The organism is Streptacidiphilus sp. PB12-B1b (genome assembly GCF_014084125.1).
GTDB lineage: Bacteria > Actinomycetota > Actinomycetes > Streptomycetales > Streptomycetaceae > Streptacidiphilus.
Genome location: NZ_CP048405.1, coordinates 6,202,806 through 6,217,344 on the forward strand (window position 1 = coordinate 6,202,806; position 14,539 = coordinate 6,217,344).

Here is a 14,539-nt window from a genome sequence, read left to right on the forward strand (position 1 = left end):
AACCGGGGGTCCGGGGGTCGCCCCCCGGGGCATGGAGCACCAAGGTTTTGACGCGGGTGGCGCGAGGGTCCGCACAGCGGCCCCCACCAGCCCCAACCGGGCGCGACGGCGGCAGGCCCCGCCGGTGGGGGCGGGGCCTGCGGGTGGGGCGGGTCAGGCGCTCTGGAGGCCCTTGAGGGTGAGGTTGGCGTTGACGACCTGGCCGTCCGCGCCGGCCTTGCCGACGTCCTTGCCGTTGATCCACAGGTGCAGCGCTCCGGCGTTGCCGAGGACCAGGGTCAGCTGCTTGGCGTCGGTGAAGGTCTGCGCCGTGCCGTCGGTGAGGTCGTCGCGGTAGAGGGTCTTGCCTGCGGCGTTGGTCACCTCGACCCAGCTGTCCCCGCCCTCCGCGCTGATCTTCACGCTGACCGAGGTGGGGGTGGCGGACGCGCTCGCCTTGGGCGTCGGCTTGGGTGTGGGCTTCGGCGGCAGCACGGCGGGCCGCGCCACCGTGCTGGCCTTGGTCGTGGGCGCCACCGCGACCACCGCGCCGTCCCTGGTCCGGCCGTCGGCCAGGTTGAAGCCGATCACCGCGACGACCACGATGGTGGCCGCGACCATCGCTCCGGTCCAGTTGGCCCGGCGCCGCTCCGGCCGCAGCTGCTCGGAGTCGAAGACCGGCAGCGGCCGCAGCAGGACGGGGGCGCCGCCGTGGGCGTCGTCGTACTGGTCAACCAGCCGTTCGCCGTCCGCGCCGACCGCGCGGGCGAGCGCGCGGATGTGGCCGCGGGCGTAGAAGTCGCCGCCGCAGCGGCTGAAGTCGTCGTTCTCGACCGCCTGGATGATCGGGGCCCGGACGCTGGTCTCCGCCGCGAGCTCCTCGACGGTCAGCTCGGCCGCGAGCCGGGCCGAGGCCAGGGTGTGTCCGATGCTGGACGGCGTGGAGGGGCCCGGTGCGCCGTCCGCGACCGGGGTGTCGGTGAGGGCTGTTCCGCCGGGACCTCCGGAGAGGGACGTGCCGCTGGTCACAGTTAAGCCTTTCGAGCGTTGGCCGCCTGCTGCCACACCCTCCCCCTCCCCCGCCCCGCGACCTGCCTTCTCGCGGGCTGCCTTCACACGGGGACGGAAGCGGAGAGTGTCAGCTGATCATCAGTTAAAAACGCGGATCAGCACCCTGACAAGCCGGGCTGGGCCGAAAGGGGGGCGCACGCGAGGGACGCAAGGACAACGCCCGGGGCCGCGCCCCGGATGCGCCCCGCCGCCCTCATTCGCCCCGGAGAGTGAGCAGCACCCCGTCGATTTCGTCGGCGGTCACCAGCACGTCCCGGGCCTTGGAGCCCTCGCTGGGGCCGACGATGCCCCGGGACTCCATCAGGTCCATCAGCCGTCCGGCCTTGGCGAAGCCCACCCGCAGCTTGCGCTGCAGCATCGAGGTGGAGCCGAACTGGGTGGAGACGACCAGTTCGGCCGCCTGGACCAACAGGTCCATGTCGTCGCCGATCTCCTCGTCGATCTCCTTCTTGGGGCCGCTGCCGACCGTGACGTCGTTGCGGTACTCCGCCTCCAGCTGCGCCTTGCAGTGGTCGACGACGGCGGCGATCTCCTCCTCGGTGACGAAGGCGCCCTGCATCCGGACCGGCTTGCCCGCGCCCATCGGCAGGAACAGCGCGTCGCCCTTGCCGATCAGCTTCTCCGCGCCGGGCTGGTCCAGGATGACCCGGCTGTCGGCCAGCGAGGAGGTCGCAAAGGCCAGCCGGGAGGGAACGTTGGCCTTGATCAGGCCGGTGACGACGTCCACGCTGGGCCGCTGGGTGGCGAGCACCAGGTGGATGCCGGCGGCGCGGGCGAGCTGGGTGATGCGGACGATGGAGTCCTCGACGTCGCGCGGGGCGACCATCATCAGGTCGGCCAGCTCGTCCACGATGACCAGCAGGTACGGGTAGGGCGCGAGCACCCGCTCGCTGCCGAGCGGCGGCTGGAGCTTGCCGGAGCGCACCGCCCGGTTGAAGTCGTCCACATGGCGGAAGCCGAAGGCGGCGAGGTCGTCGTAGCGCAGGTCCATCTCGCGGACGACCCACTGCAGCGCCTCGGCGGCCTTCTTGGGGTTGGTGATGATCGGCGTGATCAGGTGCGGGACGCCCTCGTAGGCGGTCAGCTCCACCCGCTTGGGGTCGACCAGGACCAGCCGGACCTCCTCCGGGGTGGCTCGCATCAGGATCGAGGTGATCAGGCAGTTGATGCAGGACGACTTGCCCGCGCCGGTGGCGCCGGCGACCAGGATGTGCGGCATCTTGGCGAGGTTGGCCACGGCGGTCTGGCCCTCGACGTCCTTGCCCATGCCGACGATCATCGGGTGCGGGTCGTTGGTGGCGATCGGCGAGCGCAGCAGGTCGCCGAGGTTGACCATCTCCCGGTCGGTGTTGGGGATCTCGATGCCCACCGCGGACTTGCCCGGGATCGGGCTGATGATCCGGACGTCGGGGCTGGCGACGGCGTAGGCGATGTTGCGGGCGAGCGCGGTGATCCGCTCGACCTTCACCGCCAGGCCCAGCTCCACCTCGTAGCGGGTGACCGTCGGGCCCCGGGTGAAGCCGGTGACCGCGGCGTCCACCTTGAACTCGGCGAAGACGTTGGTGAGCGCGGCGACGACGTCGTCGTTGGCCTTGGAGCGGGACTTGCCGGGGCCGCCCCGGGTGAGCAGGTCGGGCGAGGGCAGCTGGTAGGTGCTGTCGGCGGACAGCCGCAGCTGCTCGGAGCGCAGCGGCGCGCCGTCCTCCTGCCGGGCGGGCGGGACCGCGCCGTCGGCCGCCTCCGGGGCGCCGGGGACCGCGACGGGCCCGGCGGACGGCCCGTCAGCGGCGTTCCCGGCGGCGCTCTCAGCGGCGTCCTCGGCGGCGTCCGGGAGCGCCGGGGCGGCGACGGCGTCGGCCGGGAGCGCGTCCGACGGCGGGGTGCGGTCCTTGACCTTGCTGAGCATGTTGACCAGGGTCGGCGTCGGCTGGACGCCGTGCATCACCGCGCCGTCCAGCGCGGCGGCGGCCGCGGCGGCGACGTCGATGGCGTCCAGCCCGCCCGGCGCCAGCTGCGACAGGTCGGCCGGATCGGCCTCGGCGGCCTGGCGTCCGCGCGGGCGACGGCGGCGCGCCGGGACGGCGGCGCCCTCCTGGGTCAGCTGCTCGCGCTTCTTCAGCAGCACCGCGCGCTCGGCGGGGGTGCCCGGCTCGCCCTCGAACTCGCCGAAGCCGAGGCCGTCGAGGTCGGTCTCCTCGTAGTCCTCCTCGGGGCTGCCGAAGCCCTCGTGGCCGACCTCGGCCGGGTCGGGCTCGATCAGCGAGAGCCGCACCCCGAGCTGGCGCAGCCGCGGCATGATCTGGTTGACCGGGGTGGCGGTGACCACCAGCAGGCCGAAGAAGGTGACCAGCAGCAGCAGCGGCACGGCCAGGGCCGGTCCGGCCGCCGCCATCAGCGGCCGGGAGGCGACCAGGCCGATCAGACCGCCGGCCTCGCGGATGCGGGCCGCACCGGCGTGCAGGGCCGGCGCGCCGCAGCCGATGTGGATCAGCCCGAGCAGCCCGACGCTGAGCGCGCTCAGGCCGATGACGATCCGTCCGTTGGCCTCGGGCCGCTCCGGATGGCGCATCAGCCGCACCGCCATGCCGACCAGCAGTATCGGCACCACCACCGTGAGCCGCCCGAAGGCGCCCTTGACCACGTTGGTGACCGCGATGCCCAGCCAGCCCTCCGGGTCCGACCACGAGCCGGCCGCCACCAGCAGCGCCACCGCGACCAGCAGCAGCGCCAGGCCGTCCTTGCGGTGCGCGGGGTGCAGCCCCTTGGCGCCGTTGCCGACGCCTCGGGCCATCGCGCCCACGCCGTGCGCGATGCCGAGCCAACTGCCGCGCACCGCGCGGTAGGCGATCGGCCTGGGCGGCGCGGGCGGCTTGGCTGGCGGCGCGGCCTTCTTCGCCGCTGCGGGTGCCTTGGCGGCGGCCTTGGCCGGGGCCTTGGCCCCGGGGGCGGCCTTCTTCGCCGGCGCCGCCTTCTTGGCCGGGGCGGCCTTCTTCGCCGTCCCGGCGCTTCGGGTACGCGAACCGCTTCCGGACGTGCGTGTGGCCATGCGGCCCAGGTTACCGGTGTGAGCGGAGGCGCAACATGCGGTGGGCCCGGTTGCTCCGGCCGTGTCGACGGCCGGAGCGGTGGTGGCGGGGCGTCAGTTCTCGGCGGGGTGCGCCGGGCCGGACGTCCCCGGCTCCAGCGCGTCCAGGGCGCGGCGCAGACCGGAGAGCCGTCGCTCCAGGTGCGTGGCGGTGGCCGCGGCCGCCGCGTCCGAGGAGTCGTCCAGCTGCTTGGTCAGCGCCTCGGCCTGCTCCTCGACGGCGGCGAGCCGGGCCGAGAGCTCGGCCAGCAGGCCGCCGGCCGGACCGCCGCGCAGGGCCTCGCCGTTGGCCGCCCGGGAGGCGCCGGCCTCCAGCTGCAGCCGCAACAGCGCCGCCTGCTCCTTGAGCTGACAGTTCTTCATGTACAGCTCGACGAAGACCGAGACCTTGGCCCGCAGCACCCACGGGTCGAAGGGCTTGGAGATGTAGTCGACCGCACCGGCCGCGTAGCCGCGGAAGGTGTGGTGCGGCCCGTGGTTGATCGCGGTGAGGAAGATGATCGGGATGTCGCGGGTGCGCTCCCGGCGCTTGATGTGGGCGGCCGTCTCGAAGCCGTCCATGCCGGGCATCTGCACGTCCAGCAGGATCACCGCGAAGTCGTCGGTGAGCAGTGCCTTCAGTGCCTCCTCGCCGGAGGCGGCGCGCACCAGGGTCTGGTCCAGCGCGGAGAGGATGGCCTCCAGGGCCAACAGATTCTCCGCCCGGTCGTCGACCAGGAGGATCTTGGCCTTCTGCACCATGGCCTGCCCTCCTCGCCCCGGAGCTGCTCCGGTCGACGTCCCGTCGGCCGGGACTCGTGTCCCGACCGCCCCTGCCACGGTTCCGCCCACGCCGTCCGGCCTTGTCACGATCCCGGCGGTTCCGCCGGTCCTGGTCGTACCCGTCACGGTCATGCTAGCCGCACCTCACTGCCCGCTACCCACGCCACCGGCGATCCGTGTCTGGAACACGGCGCTCTGGTGACCCAGCCGGTACCCATAGCAACGCCGAGTGACACTATCCGGTTCCCCTCCGACAGGGCCACCACCCCTGCGAGTGGTTACAAGTCTCGGGGAGGTCACGGCGCGGACCACGAGCAACAGCAGGTTTCGGACAGATGCCCGCCCGGAGCGTCCGCCAACCCGGGCGGGCCCCCGGAACGCCTCCGGGGCCCGCCGCCGGAGCGTATCGCGGACGGATCACCGCAGGCGGACCGGGGATCTGGACGGATGACCTCCCCCGGGGCCGCCGCGCGGCCGATCATCCCTCCCGGGCCCGCAGCCAGTGGTCCATCACCCCGAGCAGGTAGTTGGTGTCCACCGGCTTGGTGACGTGGTCGGACGCCCCCGCGGCCAGACTCTTCTCCTTGTCGCCCTTCATCGCCTTGGCGGTGAGCGCGATGATCGGCAGCCCGGCGAACTGCGGCATCCGGCGGATCGCCTCGGTGGTGGCGTAGCCGTCCATCTCCGGCATCATGATGTCCATCAGCACCAGCGACACGTCCTCGTGCTGCTCCAGCACCTCGATGCCCTCGCGGCCGTTCTCCGCGTACAGCACGGTCAGGCCGTACTGCTCCAGGACGCTGGTGAGCGCGAAGACGTTGCGGATGTCGTCGTCGACGATCAGCACCTTCTGCCCGTCGAACTGGCCGCCGAACGGCGCCGCGGCGAACTGCCCGGGGTCGCCGGCCGGGCGCTGGATCGGGCCGCTGCCGGGCCCGTCGGCGACCGTGCTGTTGTTGTTGCCGGTCGCGCCGTTCAGCGAGCCCGGGGCGGGCACGGCGTAGTCCACGGCGGGCCGGGGCACGGAGGCCAGCGCGGCGGCCTCCCGGCGGCGCTCCTGGGCCGCCTCGCGGACCTCGTCGGCCCACGCCTGCGCCGGGTTGGCGGGCAGCGACGCCATCGGGTCGGCGCCGGAGTCCAGCGGCAGGTACAGCGTGAAGGTGGAGCCGCGCTCCAGCTCGCTCTCCGGGTGGATCTCGCCGCCGAGCAGCCGCGCGATCTCCCGGCTGATGGACAGGCCCAGGCCGGTGCCGCCGTACTTGCGGCTGGTGGTGCCGTCCGCCTGCTTGAACGCCTCGAAGATCTCCCGGAGCTTGTTCTGCGGGATGCCGATGCCGGTGTCGGTGACCGAGAAGGCGATCAGCGGCTGGTCGGGGTCGCCGATGGCGCCGCTCTCCAGCAGCTGCTCGCGGATGTGCTGCGGCACCGGGTGCTCCGAGCCGCTGCCCCCGGCCGGCTGGATCAGCAGCTCGACCGCGCCGGAGTCGGTGAACTTCACCGCGTTGGACAGCAGGTTGCGCAGCACCTGCTGGAGCCGCTGCTCGTCGGTGTGCAGGGTCACCGGGAGGTCCGGCGAGACCTGGACCGCGAAGTCCAGGCCCTTGTCGGCGGTCAGCGGCCGGAACGTCGCCTCGACGTAGTCCACCAGCTGCACCAGGGCGATCCGGGCCGGGCGCACGTCCATCTTCCCGGCCTCGACCTTGGACAGGTCCAGGATGTCGTTGATCAGCTGGAGCAGGTCGGAGCCCGCGCCGTGGATGGTCTCGGAGAACTCGACCTGCTTGGGGCTGAGGTTGCCCTCCGCGTTGTCGGACAGCAGTTTGGCCAGGATCAGCAGCGAGTTGAGCGGGGTGCGCAGCTCGTGCGACATGTTGGCGAGGAACTCCGACTTGTAGCGCGAGGAGAGCGCGAGCTGCTCCGCGCGCTCCTCCAGGACCTGGCGCGCCTCCTCGATCTCGGAGTTCTTGATCTCGATGTCGCGGTTCTGGGTGGCGAGCAGCTCCGCCTTCTCCTCCAACTCGGCGTTGGAGCGCTGGAGTTCCTCCTGCCGGGCTTCCAGTTCGGCCGAGCGCATGGAGAGTTCGGCGGTGAGCCGCTGCGACTCCAGCAGCAGCCCCTCGGTCTTGGTGTTGACCGAGATGGTGTTGACGGTGACCCCGATCATCTCGGCGATCTGGTCCAGGAAGTCCAGGCTGACCTTGGTGAAGGCGTTGAACGAGGCCAGTTCGATGATGCCGAGCAGCCGGCCCTCGAACAGCACCGGCATCACGATGACGTTGATCGGCGCGGCCTCGCCCAGGCCGGAGGCGATCTTCAGGTAGCCGGGCGGCGCGGAGGTGAGCAGGATCGGCCGCTTCTCCACCGCCGCCTGCCCGATCAGCGACTCGCCGGGGCGGAACGTCGTCGGCATGGCGCGCCGCTGGTAGCCGTACGAGCCGATCAGCCGCAGCACCAGATCGCCGTCGGCCTCCTCGTCCGGCACCAGGTCCGGCGGCCGCATCCCGGGCTGGGCCAGGAAGAACGCGCCGTGCTGGGCGGAGACCACCGGCGTCAGCTCGCTCATGATCAGCGCGGCGACGGCCTCCAGGTCGCGGCGGCCCTGCATCAGGCCGGAGATCCGCGCCAGGTTGGTCTTGAGCCAGTCCTGCTCCTGGTTGGTGCGAGTGGTCTCGCGCAGGTTGGCGATCATCTGGTTGATGTTGTCCTTGAGCTCGTCGAGCTCCCCGGACGCGTCCACGTCGATCCGCAGCGAAAGGTCGCCCCTGGTGACCGCGGTGGCGACCTGGGCGATGGCGCGGACCTGCCGGGTCAGGTTCCCGGCCAGTTCGTTCACCGACTCGGTGAGGTCCTGCCAGGTCCCGGCGACGCCGGGCACCCGGGCCTGGCCGCCGAGGCGGCCGTCGGTGCCGACCTCGCGGGCGACCCGGGTGACCTCGTCGGCGAAGGCCGACAGCTGGTCGACCATGGTGTTGATGGTGGTCTTCAGCTCCAGGATCTCGCCCCGGGCGTCCACGTCGATCTTCTTCGACAGGTCGCCCTTGGCGACGGCCGTGGTCACCTGGGCGATGTTCCGCACCTGGCCGGTGAGGTTGTTGGCCATCTGGTTGACGTTGTCGGTCAGGTCCTTCCAGATGCCGGCCACCCCGGCGACCCGGGCCTGACCGCCCAGGGTGCCGTCCGTGCCCACCTCGCGGGCCACCCGGGTCACCTCGTCGGCGAACGCGGACAGCTGGTCCACCATGGTGTTCAGGGTGTCCGCGAGCGCCGCGACCTCGCCCTGCGCCTCGATGGTGATCTTCTTGGACAGGTCGCCGCCGGCCACGGCCGTGGCGACCTGCGCGATGTTGCGCACCTGGAAGGTCAGGTTGCTCGCCATGAAGTTCACGTTCTCGGCCAGGTCGCGCCAGATCCCGGAGACGCCCTTGACCCGGGCCTGGCCGCCGAGGATGCCCTCGGTACCCACCTCGCGGGCCACCCGGGTCACCTCGTCCGCGAACACCGACAGCTGGTCCACCATGGTGTTGACGGTGGTGACCAGCTCCAGGATCTCGCCGCGCGCGTCCACGGTGATCTTCTTGGACAGGTCGCCGCGCGCCACCGCCGTGGTCACCTCGGCGATGTTGCGGACCTGCCCGGTCAGGTTGTTGGCCATGAAGTTGACGTTGTCGGTGAGGTCCTTCCAGGTCCCCGACACCCCCGGGACGAGCGCCTGGCCGCCCAGGGTGCCCTCGGTGCCGACCTCGCGGGCGACGCGGGTCACCTCGTCGGCGAAGCCGGAGAGCTGGTCGACCATGGTGTTCAGGGTCGTCTTCAGTTCCAGGATCTCGCCGCGGGCGTCGACCGTGATCTTCTGCGACAGGTCGCCCCGGGCGACCGCCGTCGCCACCTGGGCGATGTTGCGCACCTGGCCGGTCAGGTTCCCGGCCATGAAGTTCACATTGTCGGTGAGGTTCCGCCACACCCCGGCCGCGCCCGGCACCACCGCCTGGCCGCCGAGGATGCCGTCCGTACCGACCTCCCGGGCCACCCGGGTGACCTGGTCGGCGAAGCCGGACAGCTGGTACACCATGGTGTTGATGGTGTTCTTCAGTTCGAGGATCTCGCCGCGGGCGTCCACGCCGATGGTCTGCGACAGGTCGCCCTTGGCCACCGCGGTCGTCACCTGGGCGATGTTGCGGACCTGGTCGGTCAGGTTGGTCGCCATCAGGTTGACGTTGTCGGTGAGGTCCTTCCAGGTCCCGGCGACGCCGGGCACGGTCGCCTGGCCGCCCAGCCGCCCCTCGGTGCCGACCTCGCGCGCCACCCGGGTCACCTCGGACGCGAAGCCCGACAGCTGGTCGACCATGGTGTTGACGGTGTTCTTCAGCTCCAGCATCTCGCCGGCGACATGCACGGTCACCTTGCGCGACAGGTCGCCCTTGGCGACCGCGGTGGTCACCCAGGCGATGTCGCGGACCTGCGCGGTCAGCCGCCCGGCCATCATGTTGACCGAGTCGGTGAGGTCCTTCCAGCTGCCGGAGACGCCGCGCACCCGGGCCTGGCCGCCCAGCTTGCCCTCGGTGCCGACCTCGATGGCGACTCTGGTCACCTCGTCGGTGAACTCCGACAGCGAGTCCACCAGGCCGTTCACGGTGCGCCCGACCTTGAGGAACTCGCCGCGCAGCGGGTGCGTGCCGCCGTCCGAGCCGATGGCGCGCAGCTCCATCCGCTGCTCGAGATCGCCCTCGGCGATGGAGCCCAGCACCCGGCCGACCTCGGCCATCGGCCGGGCCAGGTCGTCGATCAGCGCGTTGCAGTTGTCGATCGCCGCGCTCCAGGCGCCCTCGCCCGCGCCGGTCTCCAGCCGCTCGGACAGCCGCCCCTCGCGGCCCACCAGCCGCCGGACCCGCGCCATCTCCCCGGTGAGGTGCTGGTTGCGCTCGGCGATCTCGTTGAAGACCGCGGCGATCTCGGCCAGCACCGAATCCCCGGGGACCGTCAGCCGCCTGCGGAAGTTCCCGTCGCGCATCGCCGTCAACGCGGACAGCAGCTTGCGCAGGTCCGCCGCATCCGCGCCCCTGTTGTGGCGGCTTCTGCCGCCCCGCACCGCCGTCGTCGCTGTCGCCCTGCTCGAATCCACCGGGGTCCCTCCAGAGTTGCGGACCGGCTGTCGACAAACAATCTAGCGACCATACGTGGTTGCGGGAGGGCTGGCGCTGGGTATCGCCTTGCCGATCGGGCGCGAGCAGCGGTCCGCGGAAAGTAACCTGGCGGCGGTACGACCGTTGACACCCGTTGACTGACACCCGTTGACACCGACACGTTGACACCAACACAGAGAAGAGGAGCCGCCTCGTGGTCACCGCGCGGGCAACCGCCACGTTCGAGCCGGTCGGCCGCTCGGTGGCGTCCGCACGCGCCTTCGTCCGCGACACCCTCCAGGGCTGGGGCTTCTCCGAGGTCGTGGACGACGCGGTGGTCCTCGCCAGCGAGCTGGTCACCAACGCCGTGGTGCACGCCGGAACCGCCGCCGAGGTGCTCTGCCTGCGGCGCGAGCACTCGGTCCGGGTCGAGGTGGCCGACCGCTACCCCAAGCGCGCCCTGCCGGTCTTCGACACCGCGCTGTACGACCCGGCGCTCGAGGACGACCCGTGCGCGGGCGCGGAGGCTCCCGCGGGCGCTGGCCACGACCCGGTGCGCGCCGACCCCTCCCGGGCCGACCAGGAGCGCGAGGGAGGGCGCGGACTGCTGCTGTGCGCCGCCCTCGCCGCCAGCTGGGGCGTCGACTACACCGCCACCCGCAAACGCGTCTGGTTCCAGCTGGACCTGCCCGCCCGCGCCGCCGGTACCCGCTTCGCCGGGCCGGTGACCCCGGACGCCCAGCTGCCCGCCACCGACTCCGCAGTGCGGGTCGCCGTCATCCAGGTCGACGGCGGCGGCCGGGTCAGCAGCTGGAACTCCGACGCCGAACAGCTGTTCTCGGTGCCCGCCGCCCGCACCATCGGCCAGCCGCTGGGCGCCTACGCGGCCTGGCCGCAGACCCCCGGCACCGGCCTCGGCCTGGACGAGGCGCTGCGGCTCTCCCGCTGGGAGGGCAGCTACGGGCTGCGCTGCGGCGACGGACGGGTCCTGCCCGTCTACGGCTCGCACCTGCGGGTCCGGGACGCCGAGGGCGTGCCTTCCACGGTGTGCCTGCTGGTCCGCGAGCACGAGCGCGCCGTGCTCCAGTCGCCGTTCCGCAGCCAGCACGGCGACACCGTCCCCGCCGACAGCCACAGCGCCGACCTGCACGGCTTCGCCCGCTCCTTCGACGCCTTCATCGGCTCCCCCGCCCCGGACGACCTCGACGGCCTGCTGCAGCGCACCGTCGAACGCGCCCGCGACATGCTCGACGGCGACGCCGCCTACCTGCTGCTGGCCACCGACGACGAGACCGAGCTGGAGGTCCGGGCCAGCTGCGGCCTGCCCTCAGGCCGCCAGCGCTTCGCCCGCGTCCCGGTCGAGGCCGGGAGCGGACGCTACGGCTCCGCGCGACTGCCCGCCGTCCACGACGACCTCACCGCCCAGCCCGGAACCGTGCCGCTGCTCACCGGCACCGGCCTGCGCTCGGTGGTCACCGTGCCGCTGAAGGTCGAGGGCCGGCTGACCGGCTCCCTCGGCGTCGCCGCGCAGGCCGCCGACCAGTACCGCAACGAGGACGCGCTGCGGCTGCAGTTCGCCGCCGATCGGATCGCGCTGGCGGTGGAGAGCGCCCGGCTGACCGAGCTGGAGCGGCTGCGCCGGGGCTCGCTGTCGTTCCTGGTCGAGGCCTCCGACCTGCTCGCCGGGACGCTGGAACGCGACCAGACGCTGGCGCTCATGGCCCAGATGACCGTGCCGACCCTGGCCTCCTGGTGCGCCGTCTACACCATCAGCGACCAGTCCGCCCCGGAGCTCGCCTTCGTCCTGCACGAGGACGAGGACCGGATCGACGGCCTGCGGGCGCTGCTCGCCCAGATCCCGCCGCCGGAGCCGCTGAACCTGCCCGGAGCGCGCAGCTGGCGCGCGCCCGCGCTGGCGGCCCACGACGGCGCCATGCGGGTCTCCCTGCGCAGCCTGGGCCGCGAGGGCACCACCAGCCCCACGCCCGGCTCGGGGCCCGCCGTCGCCCTCGCCACCGCCACCGCCGTCGGCGGCGAGACGGTCGTGCTGCCGCTGGTCGCCCGCAACCGGGTCATCGGCATGCTCACCCTGGGCAAGGCCGCCGAGGAGAAGTTCCGCCGGGAGATCCTGGAACTCGCCGAGGACCTCTCCCGCCGAGCGGCGCTGGCCCTGGACAACGCCCGGCTCTACTCCGAGCGCACCGCCATCAGCCGGGCCCTGCAGCGCAGCCTGCTGCCGCCGGAGATGCCCCGGATCCCCGGCCTGGAGGTCGAGGTGATCTACCGCGCGGCGGGCGAGGGCAACGAGGTCGGCGGCGACTTCTACGACGTCTTCCCGATCCGGCCCGGCACCTACGGCTTCGCCATCGGCGACGTCTGCGGCACCGGCCCCGAGGCCGCCGCCGTTACCGGCCTGGCCCGGCACTCGCTGCGACTGCTCGCCCGCGAGGGCTTCTCCGCGCCCGAGGTGCTCCAGCGGCTCAACGCCGCCATCCTCGACGAGGGCGCCCGCAGCCGCTTCCTGACCCTGCTGTACGGCGAGCTGACCCCGCACGAGGACGGCTCGGTGGAGGTCCGCTCGGTCTGCGCCGGGCACCCGCTGCCGCTCCGGCTGCGCCCGGACGGCACGGTCACCGCGGCCGCCGAACCGCAGCCGCTGCTGGGCGTCATGGACGACCTCGAGCTGACCGAGGAGAGCTTCGTGCTGGCCCCCGGGGACGTCCTGCTCTGCGTCACCGACGGCGTCACCGAGCGCCGCGAGGGCACCCGCATGCTCGGCGACGACGGCTTGGCGGACGTCCTGGCCGGCTGCACCGGGCTCACCGCGGGAGCGGTCGCGGCCCGGGTACTGCGCGCAGTCGAGCGCTTCGCGCCGGAGCCGGCCTCCGACGACATGGCGATCCTCGCGCTGCGCGTGCCGGAGCAGTAGCCCCCGCCCGGTTCCGGCTCATCCGGTTCCGGCTCATGCCGTCGAGACCGGTATGTCGTCGGGCTGTTCGGCCGGGGCCGGCAGCGGCCGCCCCGCCCGCGCCCGCCAGTGGGCCGCCGCGCGCCCGGCCGCCCACTGCAGCAGGTAGCTGAGCAGCAGCAGCGCCACCGCCGCCAGGCCGTCGAACCAGTAGTGGTTGGCCGTCACCAGCACCACCGACACGGTGATCAGCGGATGCAGCAGGATCAGCCAGCGCCACCGGCTCCGGCCCACCCGGACCACCGCCACGGCCACCAGCACGCACCACGCCACATGCACCGACGGCATGGCCGAGAACGAGTCGGCCTGCAGGCCGCCGATGGTGGCCCCGTACACCGACTGCCCGTACTGGGCCGCCGTGTCCACCATCCCCGAGTTGGGCAGCAGGCGCGGCGGCGCCACCGGTATCAGCTGCACCGCCAGCGACATGGCGGTGACCAGCACCAGCGTGCCCCGGACCCAGGGATAGGACTCCCGGTGCCACAGGAACAGCCAGACCAGCAGCGCGATCATCACACCGAAGTGCATGACGGCGTAGTAGTAGTTGGCGGACTCCACCAGCAACGGATGCGGCAGCACCCATCGTTGCAGCGCCGCCTCGCTGGGCAGGCCCAGTCTTCGCTCGGTGTCCCAGATCCACTGGCCGCGCGCGACCGCGTCGTCCGTCCCCATCACCGACAGCTGGCCCGCGAACTGCCACACCGCGAACAGCGCCACCACCGTGGCGGCCTCGCGCAGCACCAGACCGGCACGGGCCCGCCCGCTGCGGCGCACCAGCACCGAGCCCGCGTACACCGCGACGCTCAACGCCCCGGCGGACTGCCAGGACAGTGTGAGATTCTGCACGGCAAACCGCCTCTCCCCGTGCGGACACAGCCTGCGGGCACACCGTCAGGCATGCCGTTGTGGCACACCGTAGCGTCCGCCACTGACAGGAGACACTCCAGGGCGACCATCCGGCCTCGGCCCGGCTCACTCCGCCAGCGGATGCCTGATCAGCAGGCCGGCCTCGACCACGGACTCGTCCAGCGCCGCATAGGTGTGCGGCCCCTCCGCGAGCCAGGAGGCGTGCTCGCCGGCCCGGACCACGACCGGCGCGCCCACCGGACCGACCAGCGCGGTACCGCTGAACACGGTGAGGTACTCGACCACCCCCGGCCCGTGCGCGGGCGAGGTCTGCGCCGGGCCGGGCCGGATCCGCAGCCGGTACAGCTCGGTGCTGACGCCGCCGTCGGTGAACGCCTCCAGCAGCGTCGCCGTGATCGCGTCCCCGTGCAGGTCGGGCACGGCGGGCGGGGCGGCTCCGGGGGTCGTCAGCAGCGCCGCGAGCGGCACCCCGAGCTGCCCGGCGATGGCGTACAGCGTCCCGGCCGTGGGATTGCGGGTGCCGGTCTCCAGACCGGAGAGCGTCGCCTTGCCGATGCCCGCCCGGCGGGCCAGCTCCGAGAGGCTGAGCCCGCGCTGACTGCGGAGACGGCGGATGCGCAGCCCTGTCTCCGCAGCCGAGCCGTCCGACCATCCCTGAGCCATGGCGCCCAGTATTCCCCAGCGGCT

The 14,539-nt window shown here is 72.7% G+C and carries 7 protein-coding genes; 1 reads left to right on the forward strand and 6 read right to left on the reverse strand.

Features of this window, described 5'->3' with window-relative positions; translation table 11 throughout:
- Positions 1 to 153 precede the first annotated feature (153 nt).
- The 4 genes from GXW83_RS26850 to GXW83_RS26865 form a co-directional block, all read right to left on the reverse strand.
- Positions 154 to 1,008, reverse strand: coding sequence for a helix-turn-helix domain-containing protein (locus GXW83_RS26850; RefSeq protein ID WP_182445640.1), 855 nt, complete (start codon positions 1,006 to 1,008; stop codon positions 154 to 156).
- Positions 1,009 to 1,243: 235 nt separating this feature from the next.
- Positions 1,244 to 4,096 (reverse strand): DNA translocase FtsK, encoded by a 2,853-nt coding sequence (locus GXW83_RS26855; protein WP_182445641.1) that lies wholly within the window; start codon positions 4,094 to 4,096, stop codon positions 1,244 to 1,246.
- A 93-nt stretch (positions 4,097 to 4,189) separates the two neighbouring features.
- On the reverse strand, positions 4,190 to 4,876 hold the full coding sequence (locus GXW83_RS26860) for a two-component system response regulator (protein WP_182445642.1): 687 nt from the start codon (positions 4,874 to 4,876) through the stop codon (positions 4,190 to 4,192).
- A gap of 499 nt (positions 4,877 to 5,375) precedes the next feature.
- Positions 5,376 to 9,905 (reverse strand): HAMP domain-containing protein, encoded by a 4,530-nt coding sequence (locus GXW83_RS26865; RefSeq protein WP_182447587.1) that lies wholly within the window; start codon positions 9,903 to 9,905, stop codon positions 5,376 to 5,378.
- A 326-nt stretch (positions 9,906 to 10,231) separates the two neighbouring features.
- Here GXW83_RS26865 and GXW83_RS26870 point away from each other — a divergent pair, with 326 nt between their 5' ends.
- Complete coding sequence (locus GXW83_RS26870; protein WP_182445643.1) at positions 10,232 to 12,946, forward strand: SpoIIE family protein phosphatase; 2,715 nt, start codon at positions 10,232 to 10,234, stop codon at positions 12,944 to 12,946.
- A 33-nt stretch (positions 12,947 to 12,979) separates the two neighbouring features.
- Here GXW83_RS26870 and GXW83_RS26875 read toward each other — a convergent pair whose 3' ends face one another.
- Positions 12,980 to 13,831, reverse strand: a complete 852-nt coding sequence (locus tag GXW83_RS26875) for a phosphatase PAP2 family protein (RefSeq protein ID WP_182445644.1) — start codon at positions 13,829 to 13,831, stop codon at positions 12,980 to 12,982.
- A gap of 126 nt (positions 13,832 to 13,957) precedes the next feature.
- Positions 13,958 to 14,515 (reverse strand): helix-turn-helix domain-containing protein, encoded by a 558-nt coding sequence (locus GXW83_RS26880; RefSeq protein ID WP_182445645.1) that lies wholly within the window; start codon positions 14,513 to 14,515, stop codon positions 13,958 to 13,960.
- Positions 14,516 to 14,539: the final 24 nt, after the last annotated feature.

What these genes read in the sequence shown, in the direction of transcription:
- GXW83_RS26855 (WP_182445641.1), bottom strand. Translation starts at nt 4,096, where the DNA reads ATGGCCACACGCACGTCCGGAAGCGGTTCGCGTACCCGAAGCGCCGGG.
- GXW83_RS26860 (WP_182445642.1), bottom strand. Translation starts at nt 4,876, where the DNA reads ATGGTGCAGAAGGCCAAGATCCTCCTGGTCGACGACCGGGCGGAGAAT.
- GXW83_RS26865 (WP_182447587.1), bottom strand. Translation starts at nt 9,905, where the DNA reads ATGCGCGACGGGAACTTCCGCAGGCGGCTGACGGTCCCCGGGGATTCG.
- GXW83_RS26880 (WP_182445645.1), bottom strand. Translation starts at nt 14,515, where the DNA reads ATGGCTCAGGGATGGTCGGACGGCTCGGCTGCGGAGACAGGGCTGCGC.